22 protein-coding genes, 2 tRNA genes and 2 rRNA genes are annotated in these 25,911 nt (G+C 52.2%); 17 read left to right on the forward strand and 9 right to left on the reverse strand.

Features of this window, described 5'->3' with window-relative positions; genetic code table 11:
- Positions 1–47: 47 nt before the first annotated feature.
- Genes rpsF through rpsR form a run of 3 tightly spaced genes read left to right on the forward strand, consistent with a single transcriptional unit; the run spans position 48 to position 1,065 of the window.
- Positions 48–332, forward strand: coding sequence for a 30S ribosomal protein S6 (gene rpsF / locus C6362_RS04350; protein WP_014015536.1), 285 nt, complete (start codon positions 48–50; stop codon positions 330–332).
- 16 nt (positions 333–348) lie between these two features.
- Positions 349–789 carry a single-stranded DNA-binding protein gene (locus C6362_RS04355; protein ID WP_014015537.1) on the forward strand — a complete coding sequence of 147 codons (441 nt, stop codon included), beginning with the start codon at positions 349–351 and terminating at the stop codon, positions 787–789.
- Between the two features lie 45 nt (positions 790–834).
- On the forward strand, positions 835–1,065 hold the full coding sequence (gene rpsR / locus C6362_RS04360) for a 30S ribosomal protein S18 (protein ID WP_014015538.1): 231 nt from the start codon (positions 835–837) through the stop codon (positions 1,063–1,065).
- Between the two features lie 363 nt (positions 1,066–1,428).
- On the opposite strand, the gene C6362_RS04365 is transcribed toward rpsR, so the two are convergent.
- Together C6362_RS04365 and C6362_RS04370 are read right to left on the reverse strand one after the other, a co-directional pair.
- Positions 1,429–2,685 (reverse strand): amidohydrolase family protein, encoded by a 1,257-nt coding sequence (locus C6362_RS04365; RefSeq protein ID WP_014015539.1) that lies wholly within the window; start codon positions 2,683–2,685, stop codon positions 1,429–1,431.
- A 24-nt stretch (positions 2,686–2,709) separates the two neighbouring features.
- Positions 2,710–3,606 (reverse strand): diacylglycerol/lipid kinase family protein, encoded by an 897-nt coding sequence (locus C6362_RS04370; protein WP_014015540.1) that lies wholly within the window; start codon positions 3,604–3,606, stop codon positions 2,710–2,712.
- A gap of 164 nt (positions 3,607–3,770) precedes the next feature.
- On the opposite strand from C6362_RS04370, the gene C6362_RS04375 reads away from it, so the two are divergent.
- Both C6362_RS04375 and C6362_RS04380 read left to right on the forward strand, forming a co-directional pair.
- Positions 3,771–5,378: a gamma-glutamyltransferase family protein gene (locus C6362_RS04375; protein ID WP_014015541.1), complete on the forward strand. Its 1,608-nt coding sequence runs from the start codon at positions 3,771–3,773 to the stop codon at positions 5,376–5,378.
- A gap of 67 nt (positions 5,379–5,445) precedes the next feature.
- The gene (locus C6362_RS04380; RefSeq protein WP_014015542.1) at positions 5,446–6,450 is read left to right on the forward strand and encodes a 1-aminocyclopropane-1-carboxylate deaminase/D-cysteine desulfhydrase; all 1,005 of its coding nucleotides are present in this window, start codon (positions 5,446–5,448) and stop codon (positions 6,448–6,450) included.
- A 100-nt stretch (positions 6,451–6,550) separates the two neighbouring features.
- On the opposite strand, the gene C6362_RS04385 is transcribed toward C6362_RS04380, so the two are convergent.
- Positions 6,551–7,546: an inorganic phosphate transporter gene (locus tag C6362_RS04385; protein ID WP_014015543.1), complete on the reverse strand. Its 996-nt coding sequence runs from the start codon at positions 7,544–7,546 to the stop codon at positions 6,551–6,553.
- Positions 7,539–8,168: a DUF47 domain-containing protein gene (locus C6362_RS04390; RefSeq protein ID WP_014015544.1), complete on the reverse strand. Its 630-nt coding sequence runs from the start codon at positions 8,166–8,168 to the stop codon at positions 7,539–7,541. Before C6362_RS04390 ends, C6362_RS04385 begins: the two co-directional genes overlap by 8 nt.
- A gap of 222 nt (positions 8,169–8,390) precedes the next feature.
- On the opposite strand from C6362_RS04390, the gene C6362_RS04395 reads away from it, so the two are divergent.
- From C6362_RS04395 to C6362_RS04410, 4 genes are all read left to right on the forward strand, one after another.
- The gene (locus C6362_RS04395) at positions 8,391–9,719 is read left to right on the forward strand and encodes a nucleobase:cation symporter-2 family protein (RefSeq protein WP_014015545.1); all 1,329 of its coding nucleotides are present in this window, start codon (positions 8,391–8,393) and stop codon (positions 9,717–9,719) included.
- A 56-nt stretch (positions 9,720–9,775) separates the two neighbouring features.
- A complete protein-coding gene (locus C6362_RS04400) occupies positions 9,776–10,894 on the forward strand; it encodes a L,D-transpeptidase family protein (RefSeq protein WP_014015546.1) in 1,119 nt (372 codons plus the stop codon).
- Positions 10,895–11,174: 280 nt separating this feature from the next.
- Positions 11,175–11,573, forward strand: a complete 399-nt coding sequence (locus C6362_RS04405; protein WP_014015547.1) for a NifB/NifX family molybdenum-iron cluster-binding protein — start codon at positions 11,175–11,177, stop codon at positions 11,571–11,573.
- A gap of 33 nt (positions 11,574–11,606) precedes the next feature.
- Positions 11,607–11,888: a glutaredoxin family protein gene (locus tag C6362_RS04410; protein ID WP_014015548.1), complete on the forward strand. Its 282-nt coding sequence runs from the start codon at positions 11,607–11,609 to the stop codon at positions 11,886–11,888.
- On the opposite strand, the gene bioA is transcribed toward C6362_RS04410, so the two are convergent.
- Genes bioA through C6362_RS04425 form a run of 3 tightly spaced genes read right to left on the reverse strand, consistent with a single transcriptional unit; the run spans position 11,885 to position 14,499 of the window.
- On the reverse strand, positions 11,885–13,231 hold the full coding sequence (bioA, locus tag C6362_RS04415) for an adenosylmethionine--8-amino-7-oxononanoate transaminase (protein WP_014015549.1): 1,347 nt from the start codon (positions 13,229–13,231) through the stop codon (positions 11,885–11,887). The genes C6362_RS04410 and bioA overlap by 4 nt on opposite strands.
- Before the next feature lie 15 nt (positions 13,232–13,246).
- Entirely contained in the window at positions 13,247–13,915 is a 669-nt protein-coding gene (gene bioD / locus C6362_RS04420; RefSeq protein ID WP_014015550.1) for a dethiobiotin synthase, read from the reverse strand.
- A gap of 17 nt (positions 13,916–13,932) precedes the next feature.
- Positions 13,933–14,499 carry a biotin transporter BioY gene (locus C6362_RS04425; RefSeq protein ID WP_014015551.1) on the reverse strand — a complete coding sequence of 189 codons (567 nt, stop codon included), beginning with the start codon at positions 14,497–14,499 and terminating at the stop codon, positions 13,933–13,935.
- Positions 14,500–14,728: 229 nt separating this feature from the next.
- On the opposite strand from C6362_RS04425, the gene C6362_RS04430 reads away from it, so the two are divergent.
- Entirely contained in the window at positions 14,729–15,754 is a 1,026-nt protein-coding gene (locus tag C6362_RS04430; RefSeq protein ID WP_014015552.1) for a branched-chain amino acid aminotransferase, read from the forward strand.
- Between the two features lie 74 nt (positions 15,755–15,828).
- Here the strand turns inward: C6362_RS04430 and C6362_RS04435 are convergent, their stop codons facing one another.
- The gene (locus tag C6362_RS04435) at positions 15,829–16,386 is read right to left on the reverse strand and encodes a manganese efflux pump MntP (RefSeq protein ID WP_014015553.1); all 558 of its coding nucleotides are present in this window, start codon (positions 16,384–16,386) and stop codon (positions 15,829–15,831) included.
- A gap of 139 nt (positions 16,387–16,525) precedes the next feature.
- Between C6362_RS04435 and C6362_RS04440 the strand changes: the two genes are divergently transcribed.
- From C6362_RS04440 to C6362_RS04455, 4 genes are all read left to right on the forward strand, one after another.
- Positions 16,526–17,878: a purple acid phosphatase family protein gene (locus C6362_RS04440; RefSeq protein WP_014015554.1), complete on the forward strand. Its 1,353-nt coding sequence runs from the start codon at positions 16,526–16,528 to the stop codon at positions 17,876–17,878.
- 95 nt (positions 17,879–17,973) lie between these two features.
- Entirely contained in the window at positions 17,974–18,762 is a 789-nt protein-coding gene (locus C6362_RS04445) for a hypothetical protein (RefSeq protein ID WP_014015555.1), read from the forward strand.
- Between the two features lie 226 nt (positions 18,763–18,988).
- A complete protein-coding gene (locus C6362_RS04450) occupies positions 18,989–19,558 on the forward strand; it encodes a hypothetical protein (RefSeq protein ID WP_014015556.1) in 570 nt (189 codons plus the stop codon).
- A 131-nt stretch (positions 19,559–19,689) separates the two neighbouring features.
- Positions 19,690–20,250 (forward strand): GNAT family N-acetyltransferase, encoded by a 561-nt coding sequence (locus tag C6362_RS04455; RefSeq protein ID WP_014015557.1) that lies wholly within the window; start codon positions 19,690–19,692, stop codon positions 20,248–20,250.
- 232 nt (positions 20,251–20,482) lie between these two features.
- On the opposite strand, the gene C6362_RS04460 is transcribed toward C6362_RS04455, so the two are convergent.
- A tRNA-Thr gene (locus C6362_RS04460) sits at positions 20,483–20,558 on the reverse strand.
- Positions 20,559–21,056: 498 nt separating this feature from the next.
- Between C6362_RS04460 and C6362_RS04465 the strand changes: the two genes are divergently transcribed.
- From C6362_RS04465 to C6362_RS04475, 3 genes are all read left to right on the forward strand, one after another.
- Positions 21,057–22,619, forward strand: a 16S ribosomal RNA gene (locus tag C6362_RS04465).
- Between the two features lie 86 nt (positions 22,620–22,705).
- A tRNA-Ala gene (locus tag C6362_RS04470) sits at positions 22,706–22,781 on the forward strand.
- Positions 22,782–22,883: 102 nt separating this feature from the next.
- Positions 22,884–25,796 (forward strand): 23S ribosomal RNA (locus tag C6362_RS04475).
- Together the 16S and 23S rRNA genes with 1 tRNA gene alongside form the textbook arrangement of a ribosomal RNA operon.
- Positions 25,797–25,911 lie beyond the last annotated feature (115 nt).

Genomic DNA, 25,911 nt, shown 5'->3' on the forward strand with positions numbered 1-25,911 from the left:
AACCCTTCTGCGGGAAGGGTCATATGTCCAAAAGAGGAGGTGATTTCGTGAACAAGTACGAAGTCATGTTTATTGCAAAACCGCTCGAAGAAGCTGAAGTAGATCCGATCGTTGAATTGGTATCCAACCTTCTCACCAAGAACGGCTGCACTATCGAAAAAGTAGATCGCTGGGGTAAACGTCATCTCGCATACCCTGTTAAAAAACAGGCTGATGGCTACTACGTTTTGATCAACTTTGAAGGCGAACCTGACGTCATCAAAGAAATCGACCGTGTCATCAAGATCCACGATACTATTCTGAAACACTTGATCGTCAAGATCGACGAATAACCGGAGGCGCAAAGGTATGAATTCAGTCCAATTATTAGGGAATTTGGCTCGTGACCCGGAAATCCGTTTTACGAAGACCGGACGGGCAGTCGCTATGTTTACCGTCGCCTGCACGCGGTCGTATATTCCGGCCGGCAGTTCAGAACCGCGGGAGTTAACTGATTTTATTCCTTGTGTTGCTTGGGGTAATTTGGCGGAAAACTGTGGCAATAACTTGTCCAAAGGCAGCCGTGTATTCGTCCAGGGCCGTATCTCCGTTCGTTCTTATGAAACGCAGGATGGCCAGAAACGCTACCGCACGGAAGTTGTATGCGACTTCGTTGCCCAGACAATGGGATCAGAACACCAGCAGGCTGCTCCGGCACCGCGTGCTAGTGCGCCGCAGCCGAAACCGGCTGCACCGGGAACCGGCTTTGACAGCATGGGTTCCAGCACAGACGAAGAAATCCCATTCTAAAAGGTCAGACACACCCCTTCTAATTCTTGAAGGAGGAAACTATACATGAGAAGAGATCGCTCGAGAAAACCGAGAAGAAAAGTATGCAGCTTCTGCGTAGATCATGCTGAACAGATCGATTACAAAGACGTTGCAAAACTTCGCCGTTTCACAACAGAACGCGGTAAAATCTTGCCGCGCCGCATTTCCGGCGTTTGCGCTAAACATCAGCGTAAACTGACTGTTGCCATCAAACGCGCACGTGCTATCGCACTCTTGCCGTATACGGCTGAATAATAAAAAAGGGCTTGTCGCATGACGACAAGCCCTTTTTAAGTTTTAAGTTGAAAGTTTGATGTGGAGGGGACAAAATTTAAAAGCCATCGCCTCAAACGTCATACATCAAACCTCAAACATTTAAGAAAAAGGGACCTCGCATTATGGTATAAACCTTCGTGTGACGTCCCTTTTTTTGTAGGGGCGCCACGTGGGGCGCCCGCACCGGAATATGTACGATTTCCCTGTCAGGGTGCTAGGCGAATCATACAAAGGCCCAACGGGCCGCCCTTTGGGACGGCCCCTACGAACAGCTGTCAGCTGACTGCTGACCACGAGCCACGAACCACGAACCACTAATCACGAGCCACTAACCACTAACTACTAACCACGAACCACTAACTCCCCATCTACATAGCGGGCGATGATGTTGCGGTCGTCGCCGTCGTAGATGAATTGCTGGAGCTTTTCGAAGGGCGTCCGTTCCAGGCCTTCCATGTCGTCCATGTGGATGACCAAGGCGTCAAAGGCATAGCCCGTTTCAAAGCTGCCTGTCCGGCCGTAGAAGCGGCCCGGTCCTTTGGTGGCCAAGTACAGGCCTTCACCGATGGTGAGGGCTTTTTCTGTATCGTGCTGCAGGGCATGGAGCTTCGATATTTCGATGGTCAGGGCAATCTGTTTGTTCATGGCCGGTGTATGGCCGGCGGCGACGTCGCTGGCAATGGTGCAGGTCAAGCCTTGTTCCAGGTTGCGCCGCAAAGGCATGATGCCGCTGGTCAGGTTAGCATTGGACTGAGCGCAATGGGCCAAGTAAACGCCTTTATTGCCAAGTAAACTTTTTTCTTTGTCAGACAGATAGATGGCATGGGCCATGATCGTCTTATCTTGCCGCAAGAGGCCGAAAGCGTCGTAAACGTCAGTATACGACGGCAGGTCCGGATGGAGTTCTTTGACCCAGGCGACTTCATTCCGATTTTCCGACAGATGGGACTGGACGGGCAAGTCGTACTTTTCACAGAGACGCCCAAGGCCGGTCATCAGTTTTTCCGTTGTCGACGGGACGAAGCGCGGCGTGGCGATGAAGCGGACGCGGTGCAGTTCCTCCTGGCAGCGGACGGTCAATTCTTCCGTGTCGGCCAGGGACTGGTCTGTATCTTCTAAAAGATAATCCGGTGCATTGCGGTCCATGTTTACTTTGCCGATATAGGCCTTGAAGCCCATGGTTTCTGCCAGTTCCATGAGCTGCCATGTCGCCTCTTTATGGATGGTCGCAAAGGCAGAGAAACACAAGGTCCCTTCGGCTTTGAGCCGTTCCAGGAACGCTGTGTAAACGCGGCGGGCAAAGACAGGGTCGGCAAATTTCCCTTCAGCCGGGAAGGTGTAGTGCTCCAGCCAGGGCAGGAGTTCTTCATCGAAGCCGAGGCCGCGGTTGATATACTGCGGGGCATGGATGTGCAAGTCGACAAAGGCCGGGATGATGATGTCCTGGCCGTAGTCAATGACTTTTTCCGCCCCCGCCGATTCGGGCAGGGACGTCGTGAAGCCCGTTACGATGCCGTTTTCGATATGGGCATATTGATTTTCGCGGATCGTCAATTCCGTCCGCGACGGCGTATAGAGAAAATTTCCTTTAAGGAACATGTAAACGTCACCTTCTTTTTATGTTTACGCAGGTACGTAAACGGATAGGAATGAGGGCAGTACTTTGATTTCCAAGGGGAAGTCCGGTCCTTCGTCACCATCCATATTGGTGGAAAGATGGCTGTTATCCAACAGTTCGATGCGGACCTGGTCCATGGTCTTTAAGGTCATCAATTCAGACGTCAGGGGCTGGCCGGCTAAAAATTCCGGGATGACCTTGATGAGGTCCAGGTAGTTGAAATCCTTGAAGATGCCCAGCCATATCTTTCCATCGTCGACGCGGGCCTGCGGGGCCAGGTTGCGGAAACTGCCGACGGAACTGGTCAGCATGGCGACGATGAGGGGGGAGCGGTGGACCGTCGATCCTTGGGCCGTCGTAATCTTGAATAACGATGTCTGGTGGGCCTGCATGGCCTTGATGCCGGTCAGGAAATAAGCCAGCGGACCGAGACGTGTCTTCTGTTCAATCGATACGTGGCCGACGGCATCGGGCATGATACCGGCAGCAATGGTGTTTACGAAGTAGCGGTCATTGGCCTTGGCAATGTCGACTTTGACGGTCTTGCAATGCTGTAGCATGGCGATGGCTGCTTCTGGATGAAGGGGGATGTTCAAGGCCCGGGCCAGGTCGTTGATTGTACCCAAGGGGATGAAGCCGAAATGGATCGTGCTGTGGTCCTGGGCCTGAGCCAGGCCGTTGATTGTTTCATTCAGCGTCCCGTCACCGCCCATGGAAAATACCGAGTCAAAACCAGTCAGGGCGGCTTCTTTGGCCCATTCCGTCGCATCGCCGGCTTTCTGCGTTTCCCGCAATTCGACTTCATCGAACATCGTTTCCAGCTGTCGCCTTAAATTATCCTTGTGATATTTCGCCCGTTCACGCCCTGCTGTAGGGTTGACGATTAACATACACCGTTTCAACTTGCTCTACTCCTTACTTGTAAATTAGTCCTTGAAATGACTGATTATTACTATTATAGCGGTAAAAAAGTCGTTCGTGAAGGTGTAAACAAGGATTTCTCTGATTTTCGTCGAACTCTTTCTATAAAGGTTTCCTTGGCATTTTTAGAAAAGGGGAGGATGAAATGAATTTTGATGCATCTGTGTATCCTTATGAATCTCATCGGGAAGTCGTCTATGGCCGCAGGGGCATGGTCTGTACATCTCAGACCTTAGCTTCCCAGGCCGGACTGGATATGCTGAAAAAGGGCGGCAATGCTATCGACGCCGCCGTGGCCACGGCCATTTGTCTGACTGTCCTGGAACCGACCAGCAATGGCCTGGGCAGCGATGCCTTTGCCCTGATATGGACGCAGGGCAGGCTGCATGGCATCAACGGCAGCGGCTGGTCGCCAGCCGGACTGACGCGGGACGAATTGTTGAAACGAGGATATGACCAGGTTCCGCTCCGGGGCTGGGAACCGGTCATGGTCCCTGGCGCACCGGCGACGTGGGCCGAAGTCCATCGCCGTTTTGGCCGCCTGCCCTTTGAAGACCTCTTTGAACCGGCCATTGCCTATGCCCGCGACGGCTATGCCGTCATGCCGAACCTGGCGGCCATGCTGGCTGATGGCGCGAAGGCTTTTGTGCCCTATAAGGGGAAGAAGCTTTTTCAGGAATTGTTCGATACCTTTTTCCCGCACGGCAGTGCGCCCAAAGCCGGCGATATCCTCAAGCTGCCCGACTTAGCGAAGTCCCTGGAACTTTTGCGGGACAGTCACTGCCAGGCCCTGTATGACGGAGAATTGGCTGATGCCATTGATGCCTGGTCGAGGGAGACGGGCGGCTTGATCCGCAAAGATGATCTAGCCGTCTACCGGCCGCAGTGGGTCGACCCGATTCATACGAGTTACCGCGGCTATGATGTCTGGGAAATGCCGCCCAACGGCCATGGCCTGGTCGTCCTCATGGCCCTGGATATTGCCAGCGGGTTTACCTTTAGTAAACGCGATGAGGCTGAAGCGCTCCACCGGCAGATTGAAGCCATGAAGCTGGCTTTTTGCGATGGCAAGCAGTATATCGCCGACCCGTGCTTCATGAAGACGTCTGTCGATGAGTGGCTGTCCCCTGAATATGCCGACCGGCGGCGGGCCCTCATTGCCGATGAGGCCTTGTTGCCGGAGCCCATCGATGTAAACTGTGGCGGTACCGTTTACTTGTGCAGCGCCGATGGCGAAGGCAATATGGTTTCTTTCATCCAGAGCAACTACAATGGTTTCGGGTCGGGTATCGTCGTGCCGGGGTATGGCATTTCCCTCAGCGACCGGGGACACAACTTCTCCATGAATCTGGCCAGTGATAACTGCGTCGGGCCGCGAAAGAAATCGTACCATACCATCATTCCCGGCTTCCTGACGAAAGACGGCAGCCCTGTAGGGCCCTTTGGCGTCATGGGGGCTTTCATGCAGCCCCAGGGGCAGTTCCAGGTCCTCTTGAATACGATTGACTATCACCTCAATCCCCAGGCCGCCCTGGATGCGCCGCGCTGGCAGTGGGTCGGCGGCAAGACGATTGAAATGGAACGGGCCTTCCCAACCGCTGTCGTTGAAGAATTGCGCCGCCGCGGTCACGACGTCGTCGTCAAGGATGACATCCAGACCTACGGCCGGGGGCAGATCATCTGGCGTGATGAACAGGGGACGCTCATCGGCGGGACCGAACCCCGGGCCGATGGCGGCGTCGCCGCCTGGTAAACTTCGTTTACTTTTCTTCTCCCGTAAAATGTGATAGGATGGAGAAAACTAAAGGAGGATTATCCCGATGAAACCGAAACTTTCTATTTTAGACCCCAATCCGACGCCGCTTCAGTACCTGTCCGGCTTGTCGCAGGAATTATTCCGTGAAATCTACATCAAGCGCGATGACCTGACGCCTTTCGGCGGCGGTGGCAATAAACTGCGTAAATTAGAGTATTTGATGATCGAAGCCCTCAATTCTCAGGCGACGACCATTGTCACCGTCGGCGGACCGCAGACCAATCATGGCCGCCTGACCGCTGCCGTTGCCGCTAAATTCGGCTTGAAATGCATCATCGTCGCCGTTGGCGATACGGACGGCGAATTGAGCGGCAATCTGCTCCTCGACGGCATCTTCGGCGCCCGCGTCGTCCTCAAGCATGATGATGGCCGCGACCAGGACGTCCAGCTCGAAGAAACAGTCAAAAAAGTCATGGCTGCCGAATTGAAGAAGGGGGAACAAGTTTACTTCATTCCCATGGGCGGCAGCGATACGACGGGCATGCTGGGCTATATGGACTGTGCCCGCGAACTCGATGCCCAGGCCAAGGAACAGCAGATCGACGGAGCGACGGTCTATGTCGCCGTCGGCAGCATGGGCACATATCTCGGCTTATACTGCGGCCTGAAAGCCATTCAGTCGAACTTGAAGCTGGTAGGGATTGCCGTCATGCCCTTCGATATGGAAAAACTGAAGGCGTACTTCCAGCAGGCTAAAGAAGAATACGGCTTTGATTTTGACGGCGACTTCCACGTCGAAACGGGCTATATCGGCAAGGGCTACAATGAACCGGAACCGCGGGTCCGCGAAGCCATTTACACCATGGCCCGCCACGAAGGCATCCTCCTCGACCCGTGCTACACGGGCAAGATGTTTGCCGGCGTCCTGTCGATGATCAAAGAAAAGAAAATCAAACTGGGCCGCCAGGTCATCCTCCTGCACACCGGCGGTATGCCCGGCCTGTACACCAAAGCTCACCGCATCAAATTTGAAAACGAACTCAAAGACCAGATCGAGATTGTGAAGTAAGGGGTTAGCAGTCAGCAGTTAGTGAAATAAAAAAACGTGTCCCAAGGGACACGTTTTTTTCGTAGGGGACGCCCAAAGGGCGTCCCGCTTGATTCCTTAGTTAAAAGAACACTTGTGTCAATATGACATACGACAAGGCGCCCATGACGGCCGTGCAGGGAATGGTCATGACCCAGGCCGTGACCATTTGCCGGGCGACGCTCCAATGGACGGCTTTGACGCGCTGCGCCGAGCCGACACCCATGATGGAGCCGGAAACGACGTGTGTCGTCGAGACGGGCAGGTGCAGCAGCGTAGCCGAGAAGATGACGACAGCCGAGTTGAGGTCGGCTGCGAAGCCGTGGACGGGGTGCATCTTGAATATTTTGCCTCCGACGGTACGGATGATTTTCCAGCCGCCGACGCTGGTCCCCAAGGCCATGGACAGGGCACAGAGGAATTTGACCAGGTCCGGTACTTCCAGGCTGTTAATGAAACCGCCCGATACCAATGCCAGGGTGATGATACCCATGGATTTCTGGGCGTCATTGGAGCCGTGGGAAAAGGCCATGAGGGCTGCCGATACGACTTGCAGCCTGTTGGCAGCCAGGTTGACTTTGGCCGGCTTGAAGGAATGACAGACGGCAAAGATGATCTTCATGATGATGAAGCCCGTAATGATGGCCGAGACGGGTGAGATGATGAGGGATAAAACGATTTTCAAGATTCCCCAGCCGTTGAGGGCGGCCACCCCGGCAGATACGATGATGGCACCAATCATGCCGCCAATCAGAGCATGCGATGAACTGGAAGGCATGCCGACCCACCAGGTCAGGAGGTTCCAGATGATAGCCCCGACGAGGCCGGCGATGATGATCATTTCATTGACTAAGGTCGGCGAGATGACGATGTCGCCGCCAATCGTTTTGGCGACGCCTGTCGAAATCATGGCGCCGAGGAAATTGAGGATAGCCGTGCCGACGATGGCGACACCAGGACGGATGGCCCGCGTCGATACGCAGGTGGCGATGGCATTGGCCGTGTCGTGGAAGCCATTGATGAAGTCGAAGACCAGGGCCAGGATGACGACCATGACGATGAGTGACGTATCAAGCATATTTCATGGTCACCTCTTTGATGGTATTTCCCAGGGTTTCGACGTGATCCGCCGCTTCTTCCAAGGTCCCCAGGATGTCTTTCCAGCGGATGACATTGAGCAGGTCCGCCTCATCTCCGCTGAACAGCCGGGAAATTTCCTGACGGTAAATATGGTCTACTTCTGATTCCATCCGGTTCAGTCGTTCGGCATGGCGCATGAGCCGGGCTTCGTTATGGTCGATGTCCTTTAAAAGGGAGAAAATGTTCTTCAGTTCTTCTCCCATAGCGACGATTTGTGCCGTCATGGCTACGGCTGCCTTCGGGGCTTCCGTGACGTGATACATGCTGGTGCGCATGAGGGCACCCTGCAGGGAGTCGATGCAGTCTTCGAGCTGGCACGTCAGCTTATAGAAATCTTCCCGGTCGATGGGCGTGATGAAGACCCGGGACAATTTGAAGATGACCTCCTGGTTGGTCTTGGCTGATGTATGTTCCAGCTTGACGATTTCTTTGAGATGCAGTGAAATGGTCGAAACGTCCTCCATGACTTCATGGGCGATAATGGCACCGCGGTGGAAGTTTTCGGCATTGGTCATGAGATAATCGAAAAATTCTTCATGTTTGTTGCTGATACTGAACATTTTATTTCCTCCTCTATGTACTTAAATCAGTATATGGGAGCCATATCAGTGTTTTGAAAAGAATATGTAAGGATTGAGTAAAATTTAACTACATATTTTATTTTCTTTGAGGCAATGGTATAATAAAAATGATATTGCTATTTTTACAGGTATGTATATTGTTAAAGAAAAATCGCTTGCCATGATGCAGGCTTTTTTTGAACATGAGGTGACTTTTACGAAATGAATGAAAACCTGACTAAACGGATTCATCCCGTTGACGAAATGCTGCCGGCTGGCCGGCTCTTTGCCTACGGTCTGCAGCACGTCCTGGCTATGTACGCCGGGGCTGTAGCCGTACCGATCATCATTGCCCAGGCCTTGCACTTGTCGCCGGCTGAACTGGTCCATCTGATTAATGCCGACTTATTTTCCTGCGGCATTGCCACGCTGATACAGACTTTAGGGTTCTGGAAAATCGGTGCCCGGATCCCGATGATTCAAGGTGTTACTTTCGCTTCCGTTACGCCGATGATCCTCATCGGGGCAGAGCACGGGATTACGGCTATTTACGGAGCGATTCTCGTTGCCGGGCTGTTTACGTTCTTCATTGCGCCTTTCTTCAGCCGGTTCATCCGCTTTTTCCCGCCTGTTGTCACAGGGACGATCATCACCATCATTGGTATCACCCTCTTGCCAGTAGCCGTCAATTGGATGGGCGGAGGCAATCCCAAGGCTCAAGATTTTGCATCACCGATGAACTTGTTCCTGGCCTTCATCACCTTGGTCATCATCATCGCTATTTACCGTTGCGGCAAAGGGTTCTTGAGCAATGTTTCTGTTCTGCTTGGACTCATCGGTGGGACGATTATTGCCATGATTTTAGGGCAGACGAATTTCTCAGAAGTCGGCAATGCGGCTTGGATTGGGTTGGTCACGCCTTTTTCCTTCGGCTTTCCGACTTTTGACATCGGATCGATCTTGTCGATGATTGTCGTCATGATCGTTACTATGGTAGAAACGACAGGGGACTGTATCGCCATCGGTTCCATTGTCGGCCGTCCGATTGGCCGCAGCCGCTTGGCACGCTGCCTCCGGGCTGATGGGTTATCGACCTTTATCGGTGGGATTCTCAACAGTTTCCCCTATACCGCCTTTGCGCAGAATGTCGGCCTTATCGCTGTTACCCGCGTCAAGAGCCGCTTCGTCGTCGCTGCATCGGGTATCATCCTCATCGCCCTAGGCTTGTTCCCGAAGATGGCAGCCGTCGTCGCCTCTATCCCAAATTCTGTTTTAGGCGGTGCGGGTGTCGCCATGTTCGGCATGGTCATTGCCAGCGGTATCCGGGCTTTGAGTAAAGTCAAATTCGACGGGACGTATAATTTGATGATTGTCGCCGTCAGTATCGGCGTCAGCATGATCACCTTGACGGCGCCGAACTTTTTCCACAGCTTCCCATCGTGGGCTAATATCGTCTTGCACAGCGGCATTACCTTGGGCAGTATTACGGCTGTCGTCCTCAATTTGATCTTGAATGGCAGTGCTCAGAAAGATGATGTAAACGAAGATTAAACAAATGTAAATTAAAAATAAAGGCGCATGAGCGCCATGAAAGTGGGGAGATTTTTTTGCTAAAACGAATGATGGCGCTGACCTGTGTCCTGGCCTTGACGGCCGGGGCTGCTTGGGCAGATACGCCAGAATTGAAGACTGGGCCGGCTCCTTTTTCGGTCAAAGTGGAAATCAAGCCGACAGCAGCGCCGCCAGAGGAAACGAAACCCGTTCAACCGGCAGCCGCAGCGAAAAAGGAAACGCCGGCTCAACCGGTGGAGGCGCAGGAAAATGCATCAGAAAAGAAAATTGGCATCAACCTGGCCAGCCGTATCTTGACGCTCTATGAAGGCGATACGAAGGTCAAGATGTATCACGTCGGTGTCGGTAAGACGTCGACGCCGACGCCGACCGGTTACTATGCCGTCCAGTACAAGGAAGTCAATCCGACCTGGGTCGATCCGGATGATACGAGCGTCCAGATCGGGCCCGGCCCGAGTAACCCCATCGGTTACCGCTGGATCGGCTTTTCTGGCAACTACGGGATCCATGGGACGAATCACCCTGAATCGATTGGTGGCTACGTATCCAATGGCTGTGTACGCATGAACGAAGCCGATGTAGAAGACCTGTATCAGTATGTGTCCGTCGGGACGCCGGTCACGGTCTACTATGACCGGTTAGTCATCGATGTCGATCCGGACCATACTGTGTCGTATTATGTCTATCCCGATGGCTACGGCTGGCAGTCTCTGAGTGTAGCTCAGGTCAAGAAGGCTTTGGCCGGGTACGGAGTAGAAGATTTTGTGGAATTCCAAGATATTTCCGATAAAATAAACGCTTCCGACGGCAATGTAACCTACGTTGCCAAAGCCTACGACTTGGTCGTAAACGGAAATAAACTGGCGAAACGGGCGCTGGGCAAAAATGGACAGATTTATCTGCCTTCTGTCGCCGTTGCGACGGCCTTGAAACTGGACTTGCAATGGAACTCCCAGCAGGGCATCCTGACCAGTCCCTATGGCATCGCTCCGGGCTACGTCAAGAGCGACGTCGTTTACATGAACGCTGTCGATGCCTATTCCCTGTTCCATCTCAGAGGCGAACTGACGCCGGACTACGTCTATAACATGTATTCCGTAAAAGGCAATAATACACCGACCGTCGTCATCTCGCCGGGAAGCGGGAATGATTGACGTTTGATGTTTGATGCGATGGTTTTTTAGCCCGTCAGGTATATGCAAGATGCTCGTGCACCGATTGGCGTGAACGGGCGCCCCACGTGGGCGCCCCTACGACAAACGATGAACGACCTACGATTAACGTAAAAAGAGGCTGTCTTAATGCGACAGCCTCTTTTTACGTTGACAAAAAATGACATATGTCATATACTATAACCAAATTAATGACATATGTCGGAAAAAAGACGGGCTATGGAGACCCGTCAGGTTATTGCAGATTGGAGGAGAAATTGTTATGATGAGAATAGCAGTTACGTATGAAAATGGGAATGTGTTCCAGCACTTCGGTCATTCGTCGCAGTTCAAGATTTATGATGTCGAAGACGGGAATATCGTCAAGGCTGAAGTCGTCGATACGAACGGCCAGGGCCACGGCGCGTTAGTCGGATTCCTGCAGGCCCAGGAAGTCAATGCTGTCATTGCCGGCGGTATCGGCGGCGGAGCCAAACAGGGCCTGGCAGAAGCCTCTATCGACCTCTATGGCGGTGTCACGGGCAGTGCTGATGATGCCGTCAAAGAATTGCTCAACGGAACGCTGAAATTCAATCCTGACGTAGCTTGCAGCCACCACGACCACCAGCATGACCATGGTGAACACCACTGTGGTACACATGGCTGCGGGGGTCATCAGTAACCTTTGTCTATTCCCCGAAAGGAGACGATTCCCTTGAAGAATATCACTGCTTTTTATCTCAATGGCTGCCCCTATTGCAAGGGCGCTAAAGAAGCCTTGGCTGAACTGATTGAAGAAAATCCGGCATACCGCCAGGTAGCCGTCGACTGGTACGAAGAATCGGAACATCCCGAAGTCGTACAAGGCCATTCTTACTACTATGTCCCGTCCATGTTCATCGGTACGGAAAAGCTCTATGAAGCCCAGCCGGGCCAGTCTTATGACGCCATCAAGGCTCATGTCAAAGCAGCTCTGGATGCGGCTTTGAAGGCTTAATCATTTCCTAAGACGGCATGAACGGCATCTCGGCAACGGCGGACGGCTTCATCCATAGTAGGCTCGTCGATGGTGAGGGGCGGATTGAAGTAAATGACGTCGCCAATGGGGCGCAGGACCAGACCCAGGTCCATGGCTTTTCGGAAAATGTGCCAGCCAATCCGTTTTTCCGGATCAAAGGCGCGTTTACTCTTTTTATCTTCTACTAATTCAATCGCATTGATCAGGCCGATGTGGCGGATTTCGCCGACATGGCTATGGCTGCCGAGAGCAGCGTCTAACTTTTCATGAAGGTAGATGCTCTTTTCGGCAGCTTTTTTTAAGATGTCATCGCGCTTCATGATGTGCAAGACGGCCAGAGCGGCTCGGCAGGCCAGGGGATTGCCGGCATAGGTATGGCTGTGGACGAAGGCTTTATGCGTCTTGAAATCGTCGTAGAAGGCCTGGTAGATGGCCTCGGTCGTAATCGTCAGGGACATGGGCAGGTAGCCGCCGGTCAGGCCTTTTGATGTACAGAGGATGTCCGGGCTGACGCCGGCGTGTTCGATGGCGAACATCTTGCCTGTCCGGCCGAAACCGGCGGCAACTTCGTCGTCGATGAGGAGGACGCCGTAGTCATCGCAGAGCCGGCGCAGGCGGCGCAGGTATTCCGGCGGGTAGATACGCATGCCCGCCGCGCCTTGCAGAATCGGTTCGACGATGAGGGCGGCCGTTTCTTTGCCGTAAGCGGCGAAGGCCTTCTCGGCGCCGACGAAACATTCACAGTCGCACGTTTCCCGCGTCCTTCCATAGGGACAGCGGTAGCAGTCGAGGCCATCGAAATGGATATTGTTCATCATCATGGGCTTGTAGATGCGGGCGTAGAGGTCCATGCTGCCGACGGACAGGGCGCCGATGGTCTCGCCGTGATACGACTCGGACAGGCACATGAAGCGCTGCCGTTCGGGATGACCGGACTGGTATTGGTATTGGAAAGCCATCTTCAGAGCACATTCGACGGATGAAGAGCCATTGTCGGTGAAGTTGAAATGTTTCAATCCTTCCGGCAGCAGGGGCAGGAGTTCCTGACAGAGCTCGATGGCCGGGCGGTGGGAAAAGTTGGCGAAAATGACGTGTTCCAATTTGTCGAGCTGGTCTTTGATGGCGGCGTTGATTTCATCGTTGCAGTGGCCGAGGAGATTGCACCACCAGGAACTGATGATATCGATGTATTCTTTCCCGTCTATGTCATAGAGATAACAGCCTTTGCCGTGGTCGATGACGACTGGCGGGAAGACTTCGGCATCTTTCATCTGCTGGGCGGGATGCCAGATGTATTTTAAATCGGCTTCAAGTAAACTCATGTAAATCCCCTTTCCTTATTGGTACAATGAAATGAGCGAGGCTGCATCGGCATGGAGCAACGTGTCATCCTCGGCGACGACGGCTAAGACCGGCTTTTGGCTCAGCTTTTCGATCATGCGGATATTATCTTTTTCCATGGGACTGCCCGTATAATGGTTGACGATGAAACCTTGGACGGGCAGTCCTTTTTCTTTCATATAAAAGGCGGTCAATACGGCGCCGTTGATCGTCCCCAAACCGGCCGGACAGACGATGAGCGAGGGCAGATGGAGCCAGGAGATGACATCTTCTAATTGGAAGAAGGCCTGGTCGTCATCGCGGAGGGGACAGATGATGCCGCCGCTGCCTTCGACCGTGACATACGGGTAGGCCGCTGTGACGCGCTGCCAATCCCGGAGGATGACGTCTTTTTCGATAGGTTTATGTTCCCAGAGGGCTGCCAGATGAGGCGAGACGGCGTGGTCGTAGAGATAAGACAAGAGCAGGTCCGGCGCTTCACCGATTCCCGCCGTAGCGTTTACATAGCCGGCATCGCTGGCCGCGACCGTCGGGGCGCCGCTGATAGCTGCCTTGTAATAGCCAATGTCGTAGCCATGCTGGCGCAAGGTCTTGATGAGCAGGGCTGTGACATAGGTCTTGCCGATGTCTGTCCCCGTTCCGGTGATGAATAATCCTTTACTCATAGTAAACGAACTCCTTTCTAAGCGGCTATGGTCCGTTGGACACGACGGGCCAGGAAAGCGGCGACGATACACAAGAAGATGTCGCCAGGGATGGGCAGGACGAAGCAGTAGACGAAGAGCGTCCACAAACTGATCGGCGTGCCCAGGTACACGTTGTTGATCAAGGCCAAATAGACCATGCCGCAGGCGTAAACGATGACGAGGCCGGCGAAATCAGCGGCCAGCAACCGGCGAAGGGACGGGACCGGAACTTGGTGGGCAATATATCCCGTCAGGCCGGCGCCGCCGATGAAGCCGAGGAGATACCCGAAAGTCGGCTGGAAGATGTATGACGGGCCGCCGCCAGAGGTGAAGACCGGCAGGCCGATCAGGCCCAAGAAGACGTAGACCGCGACGGATGCGGCGCCGCGGCGGCTTCCCAGCAGCAGACCGGCTAGCGTCGTGAACAATAACTGCAGCGTGAAGGGACAGAAGGGAACGGGGATGCGGATGAAAGCCCCGATGGCGATGAGCGCTGTGAACAGGGCGAATAAGACGAGGTCCCGTGTATCCCAGCGATGAGATGAGAGGGCAGAAGAAACCATGAAATCACTCCTTTGAGAAAATGTAAACCTATATCTACCCATGAATTAGTTTACGATAATCTGGATTATACCCGACAATTTGCTTATTGTCAATTTTGATAAAAATAAATAAGTTGACAATAAGCAAATAAAAAAATCTCCCATTGACAAAGGAGATAGAAGTGATTAATCTATAAGTACAAAATATTTAGAAATTTATTTTGTACATAAAAGAAATGGAGGGATTGTTATGTCAAATGTTAATATTAACTGGTCGGCATTAGGCTTTGAATATCAGCCGATTGCAAAGCGTTATGTTGCCAATTATAAAGACGGTAAATGGGGCAAAGGAGAATTGACGGATGATCCGAATGTCGTCCTCAATGAATGTGCCGGCATTTTGCAGTACTGCCAGCAAGTCTTTGAAGGCCTGAAAGCATACAAGACTAAAGACGGCCGTACCGTTACCTTCCGTCCGGACCAGAACGCAAAACGCTTGATGGACTCGGCAAAACGGCTTGAAATGCCGCCGGTTCCTGAAGATATGTTCATGGAAGCTGTCGACGAAGTCGTCCGTGCCAACAAGGATTATATTCCTCCCTTTGAAAGCGGCGGTGCTCTCTATCTGCGCCCGTATATCTTTGGGACCAACCCGGTCATCGGCGTTAAACCGGCTGACGAATATCAGTTCCGCCTCTTCGGCACACCGGTTGGCTCTTACTTCAAAAACGGTGTAAAACCGATTACGATTTGCATTTCTGACTTCGACCGTGCAGCTCCGCGTGGTACAGGCCATATCAAAGCCGGCTTGAACTACGCCATGAGCATGTATCCTTACATTTTAGCTCATCAGAACGGTTTCGATGAAAACATGTTCCTCGACCCGGCTACGCGCACGTACGTAGAAGAAACGGGCGGCGCTAACTTCCTCTTTGTCAAGAAAGACGGTACCTTGGTTACGCCGAAATCGGACTCTATCCTGCCTTCCATTACCCGCCGTTCCCTCATCACCATTGCAACGGATATGTTGGGCATGAAAGTCGAACATCGTCCGGTTAAATTCTCGGAAGTCAGCGAATTTGCTGAAGCCGGCCTTTGCGGCACAGCTGCCGTCATCTGCCCGGTAGGCAAAGTCGTCGACCACGGCAAAGAAGTCTGCCTCCCCAGCGGTATGGATGAAATGGGTCCTGTCCTGACGAAACTCTACAAGACCTTGCGTGGCATCCAGATGGGCGAAATCGAAGGCCCCGAAGGCTGGATTCACGAAGTAAAATAATTTATATTTCGTAGGGGCTCACACGTGGCGCCCCTACAGAAAAAAGGCTTGTCGCACATGCGACAAGCCTTTTTTTATAACACTCCCAAGCCTTCCAGCAATATCTTCAGGCCAATCAGGATGAGGACGATGCCGCCGATACATTCGGCCTTATTTTTATAGCGCGTCCCGAAGAGACTGCCGACTTTGACGCCAGCTGCCGAGAATAAGAAGGTCGTTATCCCAATGAGCGTGACCGAGGGGAGCAGGTCGATGTCCATAAAGGCAAAGGTAACGCCGACGGCCAGGGCATCGATACTGGTGGCAATAGCCAGCATGAGCATGGTATAAGGCCGCATAGAGGCATCGCAGTGCTCTTGGTCTTCAAAGGATTCTTTGATCATGTTGAGGCCGATGGCGCCGAGCAGGATGAACGTGACCCAGTGGTCATAGGCGTCGATCATATCGGCAAAGAAACTGCCCAGACCGTAACCGATAGCCGGCATCAGGGCCTGGAAGATGCCGAACCACAGGCCGGCCAGGACCATATGGCGCCAGCTGATTTTACCGAGTGACAAGCCTTTGCAGATGGAAACGGCAAAAGCATCCATGGACAGGCCGACGGCCAATAATAGTAAATCGAGTGTATTCATCTTATTCTCCCCTCGCGATGTAAACAAATATACAATTTACTCATTATAAGAGATGCGGAAATTGATGTCAACAAAAAGATTGCCAAATCAAGGGATTGTGCTACAATACATTTTGTGACAAGAAAGGACGTGAAAATACATGAAGTATAAAAAGAGCCATCTCGTTGCGGCTCTCCTCAGTGCGTTTACTTTATTTTCCAGCCAGGCCCTGGCCATGTCAGTGGATAATCTGATGCAGATCGTCGCCAAGGACAGCGCCACGGGCAAGACGATTTCCTGGCAGTCGGACAGCAACCGTAATGACTACAGCGTAGAATACCGCCATAAGGACCAGGGAGATGTCCAGCTGGCTTATGTAACCGAAGGAAAACGGCCGCCCATTTACGACGCCGATAATCCCGCGCCCTATACGTACGGTGCGTATATGCAGAAATTGACGCCGGCGACGGAATATGAATACCGTATCGTCAATGCCGACGGCGCAACGGATTGGATTACGTTTTCGACGACCAAAGAAGATTTAAATCAATATAAAGTCCTTATTTTCGGTGATTCCCAGTCTACCGATTACAGCGTTTGGGGGCAGACGGCACAGATTGCCTGGCAGCAGAACGATGATGCGGCTTTCTTCATCAATATGGGGGACATTACCGACAACGGCCAGGCCTATTTCCAATGGCGTGACTGGTTTGAAAACGCCGATGTCCTGACCAGCCATATCCCCTTTGCGCCGGTCTTGGGGAATCACGAAGCCTACAGCATGGATTGGCAGTTTGCCGAGCCGTATACCTATAAAGGCCTCTTTGCCGTACCGTATGGCGGCCCGAAGGACCAGAACCGCCTGGCCTACTCCTTCGATTATGGCGACGTCCACTACGTATCTCTCAACACGGATTACGAAGAATTGAACGGCTGGCGGCCGACGATGATGGAAGATGAAGCGGCCTGGCTCGATAAGGACTTGGCAGCTGCCCAGAAAGCGGGTAAACGAGTGGTCGTCCTCATGCATCGTCCGCCCTGGGATAGTCCTTACGATGGGCAACTCGATGTAAACGGGAAATACTTCATGCCCCTCTTCGATAAATATAACGTCCCCTTAGTGTTCACAGCGCATGAACATTGCTATGAACGGACGGTTCCCATCAAAAACGACCAGGCTGCAACGGAAGGAACTGTCTATATTGCCACCGGCCGCTCCGGGACGGAATCGTGGGATGGCTCCGTAAAGAAGCCGACAGATGTCGTCTATTACAATCCGACGGATATGCCGATGTACCTGACGCTCCAGGTCGAACCGGATGAATTTCGTGTCAGTGCCCTGAAGAATGATGGCACGCTGATCGACACCGTATCGGTTCCGGCCAAGGCACCTGTCGTCAAAACTACGGAAGCGGTAAAAGATACAGGAGCCGTACAATCTGGCCAGAAGCAGAAAAAAGATAAAAAAGCGGTCAAGAAATCGAAGAAACAGAAGGTAAACAAAAATAAATAGATGAGCCTTCTTCGTTTACGATGGAGTTGTTTTCTCGAGCAAATCCGTGTATAATAGACAATTAAAAGAAGTAAACTCAAGAGGAGCGAATTAAAATGAAAAAAATAGCAAGAAATATGATACTTTGTGCGCTCATGACCATGAGCCTGTCCGCTGTCTGCTTAGCCGAAGATACGACGGCAACGACGACGGCTGCTGAACCGCAGGCTACGGCTACGGTTACGGCAACGACCCAGGCGGCACCGGACCAGAATGTCGTCGACTGGCTCGACCCGGCTGCCGGCGAATGGTACAGCACCAAGGGCAACCTGGTCATGACCATCGAAGGCAACACCATCAACGGCTGTGCCGTTACGGACCCCAAGGATTGCACCTATGACTATCCGCGGACCGGGACCTTTACCATTCATGAACAGACTGGCGACCGGACCATCAAGATGGATCTCATGGGCCATAAATCCCATCAGTACCTCATCGTCGACAATAAAATGCCTCTGCGCCGTTCCCTCAATGCCGACCGCTATGAATCTATCGGCGGCGTATACCTGGGCATGACCGAAGCCGACTTAACTGCCGCTTATGGCCAGCCGAGCAGCACTGCAGAAGACCAGGGGACGGACCGCTGGATCTATGACAGCCATCATATGGATGCCTACCTCCAGGGCGGTATCGTCATCGGCATCCGCATTTACGATGGCAGCGATTTGAAATTCGATAAATCCGGCCTGACTGCCGGCGATACGACTGGCGCCTATGCCAAAGCTTATGAATTAGAAACGACACCGGAAGTGCCGACAGAAGCCAACGCCATTTCCAAGGCCTATAAACTGCCGCAAGGGGAATACCTGCGCTTCGGCCAGAATTTCGTCCAGCTTTCCATCTAAGCCGGTATCCGGAACTGCACATAGGAATGGGGCCTCGCATGCGAGCTGTTTTCATGCGACAGCCCCCTTTTCGTTGCAATATCCTTTGAAATAATGTAAACTAAAGGAAATATATTTATACGAGTTGCTGTTATGCTGGATGGCATGGTTAAGCCTTTTTTTTGGTTAGAGAAATGGGCCAGGTAAATGCTGAAACAGATAGAGTAAATATAAGGAGAGAAAACACGTGATCACGACAAGAGACTTAATGGACCGTTATAATATCAAAACCCGCCAGGGCATTATCCAGTTCGTCAAGAAGCATCTGGATGAAATCAACCATGATGGCGAAGAACACGCTACCATGCAGAAGGGCGAATGGGCCTTCGACACCGAAGCCGTTCGCATCCTCGACCAGCTGCGCGGCCTCCACGACCAGGCGACGATTACCGAACTTGAAAGCGAAAAAGTATCCAATGCCCAGCAAGAATCGCACAACCTGCGTATTTTACTGCTCAAAGCCCAGCAGGACCTCAACACGGCCCAGCAGCAGGTCATCACGCTGCAGCAGAACCTCATTGCCAAACAGAACGAATTGTCCGAAGTCAAAGTCAAAGCCCTGGAAGCCCAGCAGAACAAAGACCAGGCCGACGCCCTGCAGAGCGAAGTCGACCGCTTGAAAAAAGAAGGCAGCCTCATCGAAGACGAACACAAACAACTCCAGGAAACATTGGCCACCGTCCAGGCCGAACGGGACAAACTGCGCCAGCAGCTGGCTGAAAAAGCCAACCATCATTGGTGGGAATTTTGGAAATAATCACATACTGAGAACAGGGACTATAGCATGGAATTTCTGAGAACATGCCATAGTCTTTTTTTTAGGCTCCCATGGTAGGGGAGCTGGCTGCCGAAGGCAGTCTGAGAGGTTCTTAAAAAGGAGTGATGCAGATGAACAGTAGCATTTTGATTCGGCAAGCCTGCGGAGATGATACAGGGGCTTTGGCTCGGATTTACGCCTATTACGTAAATCAGACGGCCATTACCTTCGAGTACACCGCGCCGGATGCTGTAGAAATGGAACGGCGGCGCCAAGAAATTTCGCAGCACTATCCCTATTTAGTGGCCGAATTAGACGGCCAGGTTGTCGGCTATGCCTATGCCCATGCCTTTTACGGTCGTGAAGCCTATGCCTGGTCGGTCGAATCGAGCATTTACGTTGATGTAAATGTCCGTAAACACGGCATTGGCCGTACACTCTATAAAGCCTTGGAAGAAGCGTTGAAATCTATGGGAATCCTAAACATCAATGCCTGCATTGCTATACCCCGCGATGAAGATGATCCTTATGTTACCTATGACAGCCTGAATTTCCATAAGCACCTGGGCTATATCCTGGCAGGTCATCTTCACCATAGTGGCTACAAATTCGACCGCTGGTACGATATTGTCTGGATGGAAAAAATGCTTGGCCCCCATACCATTCATCCGAAATTCCCAGCAAAAAAATGAGGCCCTTACGACGAGTCACTGCTTTTTCCTCGGACTCAGATGCGGCTGCCAAAACGGACAGCTGTAGTTGGGCAGACCGCTGTGATATTCAACCACAGCCAATTCTGGCATACTGCAGGCTTTTACAAGCTATCGTTGTCCATGATTCAAGAACTTGCTAAACAGAATAAATTGATTTAGGCGTAAATACAAAGAAAAAAGGCTTCCGATTTCTCGGAAGCCTTGATTTTATTGGAGCCACTAATAGGATTCGAACCTACGACCCTCTCATTACGAATGAGATGCTCTGCCAGCTGAGCTATAGTGGCAAGTACTCTTATATTATATTCACGAGCCCTATAGTTGTCAACACTTTTTTTAAACTTTTCTGATTTTTTTTGAAGAGACACTTATGGCGTGCGGAAACAGCCCTGCCGGGGAAGGAGAACCTGGCAGGGCTGTTTCCGTGATGATTGTGAAAGGGTTTCAGGTTGTAGTTGTGAGGTGGTTCTACTGGCCTGTTCATATTATATAATAACATTATAGGGATTTTCTCGAATTGGGGGACTAACTACGGATTTCTTGTTACTAACATCGATATACAGGGACGAATAGAAATTATTTCAAGTTTTTTGGGAAAATGTGTTGACAAGATGGAAGAGGTCTGGTAAGATATACAAGTCGTCGCGATGAGGCGATGACACGATGACCTTTGAAAACTGAACAATGAACTGAATGAACGCCAGAGTGCGAGGTTCTATTTCAATAGAACGTCAAACAATGAGTAATACCAATCAATAAACAAGAGCCAAACAGCTCTTCCATATATCATGGAGAGTTTGATCCTGGCTCAGGACGAACGCTGGCGGCGTGCTTAACACATGCAAGTCGAACGAGAAGAGATGAGAAGCTTGCTTCTTATTGATTCGAGTGGCAAACGGGTGAGTAACGCGTAAGCAACCTGCCCTTCAGATGGGGACAACAGCTGGAAACGGCTGCTAATACCGAATACGTTCTCTTTATCGCATGGCAGAGGGAAGAAAGGGAGGCTCTTCGGAGCTTTCGCTGAAGGAGGGGCTTGCGTCTGATTAGCTAGTTGGAGGGGTAACGGCCCACCAAGGCGACGATCAGTAGCCGGTCTGAGAGGATGAACGGCCACATTGGGACTGAGACACGGCCCAGACTCCTACGGGAGGCAGCAGTGGGGAATCTTCCGCAATGGACGAAAGTCTGACGGAGCAACGCCGCGTGAACGATGACGGCCTTCGGGTTGTAAAGTTCTGTTATACGGGACGAATGGTACGACGGTCAATACCCGTCGTAAGTGACGGTACCGTAAGAGAAAGCCACGGCTAACTACGTGCCAGCAGCCGCGGTAATACGTAGGTGGCAAGCGTTGTCCGGAATTATTGGGCGTAAAGGGCGCGCAGGCGGCGTCGTAAGTCGGTCTTAAAAGTGCGGGGCTTAACCCCGTGAGGGGACCGAAACTGCGATGCTAGAGTATCGGAGAGGAAAGCGGAATTCCTAGTGTAGCGGTGAAATGCGTAGATATTAGGAGGAACACCAGTGGCGAAAGCGGCTTTCTGGACGACAACTGACGCTGAGGCGCGAAAGCCAGGGGAGCAAACGGGATTAGATACCCCGGTAGTCCTGGCCGTAAACGATGGATACTAGGTGTAGGAGGTATCGACCCCTTCTGTGCCGGAGTTAACGCAATAAGTATCCCGCCTGGGGAGTACGGCCGCAAGGCTGAAACTCAAAGGAATTGACGGGGGCCCGCACAAGCGGTGGAGTATGTGGTTTAATTCGACGCAACGCGAAGAACCTTACCAAGCCTTGACATTGATTGCTATGGGTAGAGATATCCAGTTCCTCTTCGGAGGACAAGAAAACAGGTGGTGCACGGCTGTCGTCAGCTCGTGTCGTGAGATGTTGGGTTAAGTCCCGCAACGAGCGCAACCCCTATCTTCTGTTACCAGCGGTTCGGCCGGGGACTCAGGAGAGACTGCCGCAGACAATGCGGAGGAAGGCGGGGATGACGTCAAGTCATCATGCCCCTTATGGCTTGGGCTACACACGTACTACAATGGCTCTTAATAGAGGGAAGCGAAGGAGCGATCCGGAGCAAACCCCAAAAACAGAGTCCCAGTTCGGATTGCAGGCTGCAACTCGCCTGCATGAAGCAGGAATCGCTAGTAATCGCAGGTCAGCATACTGCGGTGAATACGTTCCCGGGCCTTGTACACACCGCCCGTCACACCACGAAAGTCATTCACACCCGAAGCCGGTGAGGTAACCTTTTGGGCCAGCCGTCGAAGGTGGGGGCGATGATTGGGGTGAAGTCGTAACAAGGTAGCCGTATCGGAAGGTGCGGCTGGATCACCTCCTTTCTAGGGAAAACCTAAGAAGTCGGCACTTTGGCAATTCATTCATTGTTCAGTTTTGAGAGGCCATCCTCTCAAGAGATAGAGAAGCTGGGGGTGTAGCTCAGCTGGGAGAGCACCTGCCTTGCAAGCAGGGGGTCAGGAGTTCGATTCTCCTCATCTCCACCAAACTTTTTTATCATCGTACCTTGACAACTGCATAAAAATGTTAGAAATACCTCTTTTTAAAAAGAGATCTTAACGAACCTTGAATTCTTGTTTATAGAAATTAGTCAAGTAAGTAAGGGCGTACGGCGGATGCCTTGGCCATATCAGCCGAAGAAGGACGCGATAAGCTGCGATAAGCTGCGGTGAGGTGCAAGTAACCTTTGACCCGCAGGTCTCCGAATGGGGAAACCCGGCAGCAGTAGTGCTGTCATCCTCTATGAGGAAGGGCACCCGGTGAACTGAAACATCTAAGTAGCCGGAGGAAAAGGAATCAACAGAGATACCCCTAGTAGCGGCGAGCGAACGGGGCAGAGCCCAAACCGGAATGGGAAACCAATCCGGGGTTGTGGACTGCTATCAAATGCATGAGTGAAGCAGAATGAGCTGGGAAGCTCAGCCAGAGAGAGTGAGAGCCTCGTAGGCGTAAGCAAATGCATGGAGCAGGATCCAGAGTACCACGGGACACGAGAAACCCTGTGGGAAGCTGGGGGGACCACCCTCCAAGGCGAAACACTGATATGGACCGATAGCGCATAGTACCGTGAGGGAAAGGTGAAAAGAACCCCGGGAGGGGAATGAAAGAGAACCTGAAACCGTATGTCTACAAGCAGTCGAAGACCTTTATATGGTCGACGGCGTGCCTATTGAAGAATGAACCGGCGAGTTACTTCAGCTAGCGAGGTTAAGCGGAAAACGTGGAGCCGAAGCGAAAGCGAGTCTGAACAGGGCGTATAGTTAGTTGGAGTAGACCCGAAACCACAGTGATCTACCCATGTCCAGGTTGAAGCACAGGTAAAAATGTGTGGAGGACCGAACCAGTGAGCGTTGAAAAGCTTTTGGATGAGATGTGGGTAGGGGTGAAATGCCAATCGAACGTGGAGATAGCTGGTTCTCCCCGAAATAGCTTTAGGGCTAGCCTCATGGCGAGAGTACAGGCGGTAGAGCACTGAACGGGGTAGGGGCCTATCCGGCTACTGAACCTAATCAAACTGCGAATGGCTGTACTTATCCATGGGAGTCAGACTGTGAGTAATAAGGCCCATAGTCAAGAGGGAAACAGCCCAGACCAACAGCTAAGGTCCCCAATGCCGTACTAAGTGGCGAAGGATGTGGAATTTCGAAAACAACCAGGATGTTGGCTCAGAAGCAGCCACCATTAAAAGAGTGCGTAATAGCTCACTGGTCGAGAGACTCTGCGCCGAAGATGTCCGGGGCTAAAGTACGGAACCGAAGCTTTGGCAATTGACATTAGTCAATTGGGTAGGGGAGCGTTCCTGCATGGGAGAAGCCTGACCGGAAGGACAGGTGGACAGGCAGGAAGAGAGAATGCCGGTATGAGTAGCGAAAAGAAGGGTGAGAATCCCTTCCACCGAAAGCCTAAGGGTTCCTGGGCAACGATCGTCGTCCCAGGGTAAGTCGGGACCTAATCCGAGGCGGAGACGCGTAGGAGATGGACAACAGGTTGAAATTCCTGTACTGGCTGAGGCCGTTTGAGCGAAGGAGTGACACAGGAAGGAAAGCGCGCGTGCGATTGGAAGAGCACGTCCAAGCAGGTAGGTTGGGAGACAGGCAAATCCGTTTCCCGAGAGGCCGAGATGCGATGGGGAGCTTCTGGAGACAGAAGCGAAGGGGCTGGCACTAAACTGTCGAGAAAAGCTTCTAGTGAGGACTCAGGCACCCGTACCGAAACCGACACAGGTAGGCAGGATGAGAATTCTAAGGTGCGCGGGAAAACCCTCGTTAAGGAACTCGGCAAAATATATCCGTAACTTCGGGAAAAGGATAACCCAGCGTACGTGAAGTGCAGAAGCGCACGGAGCGGAGATGGGTGGCAGAAGAGAGGCCCAAGCGACTGTTTACCACAAACACAGGCGTCTGCTAAAGCGAAAGCTGATGTATAGATGCTGACACCTGCCCGGTGCTGGAAGGTTAAGAGGAAGTGTTAGCGCAAGCGAAGCAGTGAATTGAAGCCCCAGTAAACGGCGGCCGTAACTATAACGGTCCTAAGGTAGCGAAATTCCTTGTCGGGTAAGTTCCGACCCGCACGAAAGGTGTAACGATTTGGGCACTGTCTCAACGAGGGACCCGGTGAAATTGAAGTACCTGTGAAGATGCAGGTTACCCGCGACTGGACAGAAAGACCCCATGGAGCTTTACTGTAACCTGAGATTGGATTCCGGTAAGAGATGTACAGGATAGTTGGGAGGCTTAGATACAAGTACGCCAGTATTTGTGGAGCCATTGGTGGGATACCAACCTTGTTTTATTGGAATTCTAACGAGAAGCGTAACGAGCTTGCGGACAGTCTCAGGCGGGCAGTTTGACTGGGGCGGTCGCCTCCGAAAGAGTAACGGAGGCGCCCAAAGGTTCCCTCAGCGCGGACGGAAACCGCGCGAAGAGTGCAAAGGCAGAAGGGAGCTTGACTGCGAGACGGACAGGTCGAGCAGGGACGAAAGTCGGGCTTAGTGATCCGGTGGTAGAGAGTGGAATTGCCATCGCTCAACGGATAAAAGCTACCCTGGGGATAACAGGCTTATCTCTCCCAAGAGTCCATATCGACGGGGAGGTTTGGCACCTCGATGTCGGCTCATCACATCCTGGGGCTGAAGTAGGTCCCAAGGGTTGGGCTGTTCGCCCATTAAAGTGGTACGCGAGCTGGGTTCAGAACGTCGTGAGACAGTTCGGTCCCTATCCATCGCGGGCGTAAGAAACTTGAAAGGGGCTGCTCCTAGTACGAGAGGACCGGAGTGGACCGACCAATGGTGTACCAGTCATGGCGCCAGCCGTGCAGCTGGGTAGCTACGTCGGGGACGGATAAACGCTGAAAGCATCTAAGCGTGAAACCAGCCTAGAGATGAGGTTTCTCATTGTTTTAACAAGTAAGGTCCCACAAAGACGATGTGGTTGATAGGCCGGGAGTGGAAGTACAGCGATGTACGGAGCGGACCGGTACTAATAGACCGAGGACTTGACTTAAGCAGAGAACCAGTTTTGAAGGAGTCGGAGACGACGCGCAAAACTGAGTGAATCGCTTACTCCGAATCTCAGAAAACTGTGAAACTGGAAACAGGTACACAGAGGGAACGACGAT

This window comes from Megasphaera elsdenii DSM 20460, assembly GCF_003010495.1.
Classification (GTDB): domain Bacteria; phylum Bacillota; class Negativicutes; order Veillonellales; family Megasphaeraceae; genus Megasphaera; species Megasphaera elsdenii.

What these genes read in the sequence shown, in the direction of transcription:
- C6362_RS04355 (WP_014015537.1), top strand. Translation starts at nt 349, where the DNA reads ATGAATTCAGTCCAATTATTAGGGAATTTGGCTCGTGACCCGGAAATC.
- rpsR (WP_014015538.1), top strand. Translation starts at nt 835, where the DNA reads ATGAGAAGAGATCGCTCGAGAAAACCGAGAAGAAAAGTATGCAGCTTC.
- C6362_RS04365 (WP_014015539.1), bottom strand. Translation starts at nt 2,685, where the DNA reads ATGTTCCTTAAAGGAAATTTTCTCTATACGCCGTCGCGGACGGAATTG.
- C6362_RS04375 (WP_014015541.1), top strand. Translation starts at nt 3,771, where the DNA reads ATGAATTTTGATGCATCTGTGTATCCTTATGAATCTCATCGGGAAGTC.
- C6362_RS04380 (WP_014015542.1), top strand. Translation starts at nt 5,446, where the DNA reads ATGAAACCGAAACTTTCTATTTTAGACCCCAATCCGACGCCGCTTCAG.
- C6362_RS04385 (WP_014015543.1), bottom strand. Translation starts at nt 7,546, where the DNA reads ATGCTTGATACGTCACTCATCGTCATGGTCGTCATCCTGGCCCTGGTC.
- C6362_RS04390 (WP_014015544.1), bottom strand. Translation starts at nt 8,168, where the DNA reads ATGTTCAGTATCAGCAACAAACATGAAGAATTTTTCGATTATCTCATG.
- C6362_RS04395 (WP_014015545.1), top strand. Translation starts at nt 8,391, where the DNA reads ATGAATGAAAACCTGACTAAACGGATTCATCCCGTTGACGAAATGCTG.
- C6362_RS04405 (WP_014015547.1), top strand. Translation starts at nt 11,175, where the DNA reads ATGATGAGAATAGCAGTTACGTATGAAAATGGGAATGTGTTCCAGCAC.
- bioA (WP_014015549.1), bottom strand. Translation starts at nt 13,231, where the DNA reads ATGAGTTTACTTGAAGCCGATTTAAAATACATCTGGCATCCCGCCCAG.
- bioD (WP_014015550.1), bottom strand. Translation starts at nt 13,915, where the DNA reads ATGAGTAAAGGATTATTCATCACCGGAACGGGGACAGACATCGGCAAG.
- C6362_RS04425 (WP_014015551.1), bottom strand. Translation starts at nt 14,499, where the DNA reads ATGGTTTCTTCTGCCCTCTCATCTCATCGCTGGGATACACGGGACCTC.
- C6362_RS04430 (WP_014015552.1), top strand. Translation starts at nt 14,729, where the DNA reads ATGTCAAATGTTAATATTAACTGGTCGGCATTAGGCTTTGAATATCAG.
- C6362_RS04435 (WP_014015553.1), bottom strand. Translation starts at nt 16,386, where the DNA reads ATGAATACACTCGATTTACTATTATTGGCCGTCGGCCTGTCCATGGAT.
- C6362_RS04440 (WP_014015554.1), top strand. Translation starts at nt 16,526, where the DNA reads ATGAAGTATAAAAAGAGCCATCTCGTTGCGGCTCTCCTCAGTGCGTTT.
- C6362_RS04445 (WP_014015555.1), top strand. Translation starts at nt 17,974, where the DNA reads ATGAAAAAAATAGCAAGAAATATGATACTTTGTGCGCTCATGACCATG.
- C6362_RS04455 (WP_014015557.1), top strand. Translation starts at nt 19,690, where the DNA reads ATGAACAGTAGCATTTTGATTCGGCAAGCCTGCGGAGATGATACAGGG.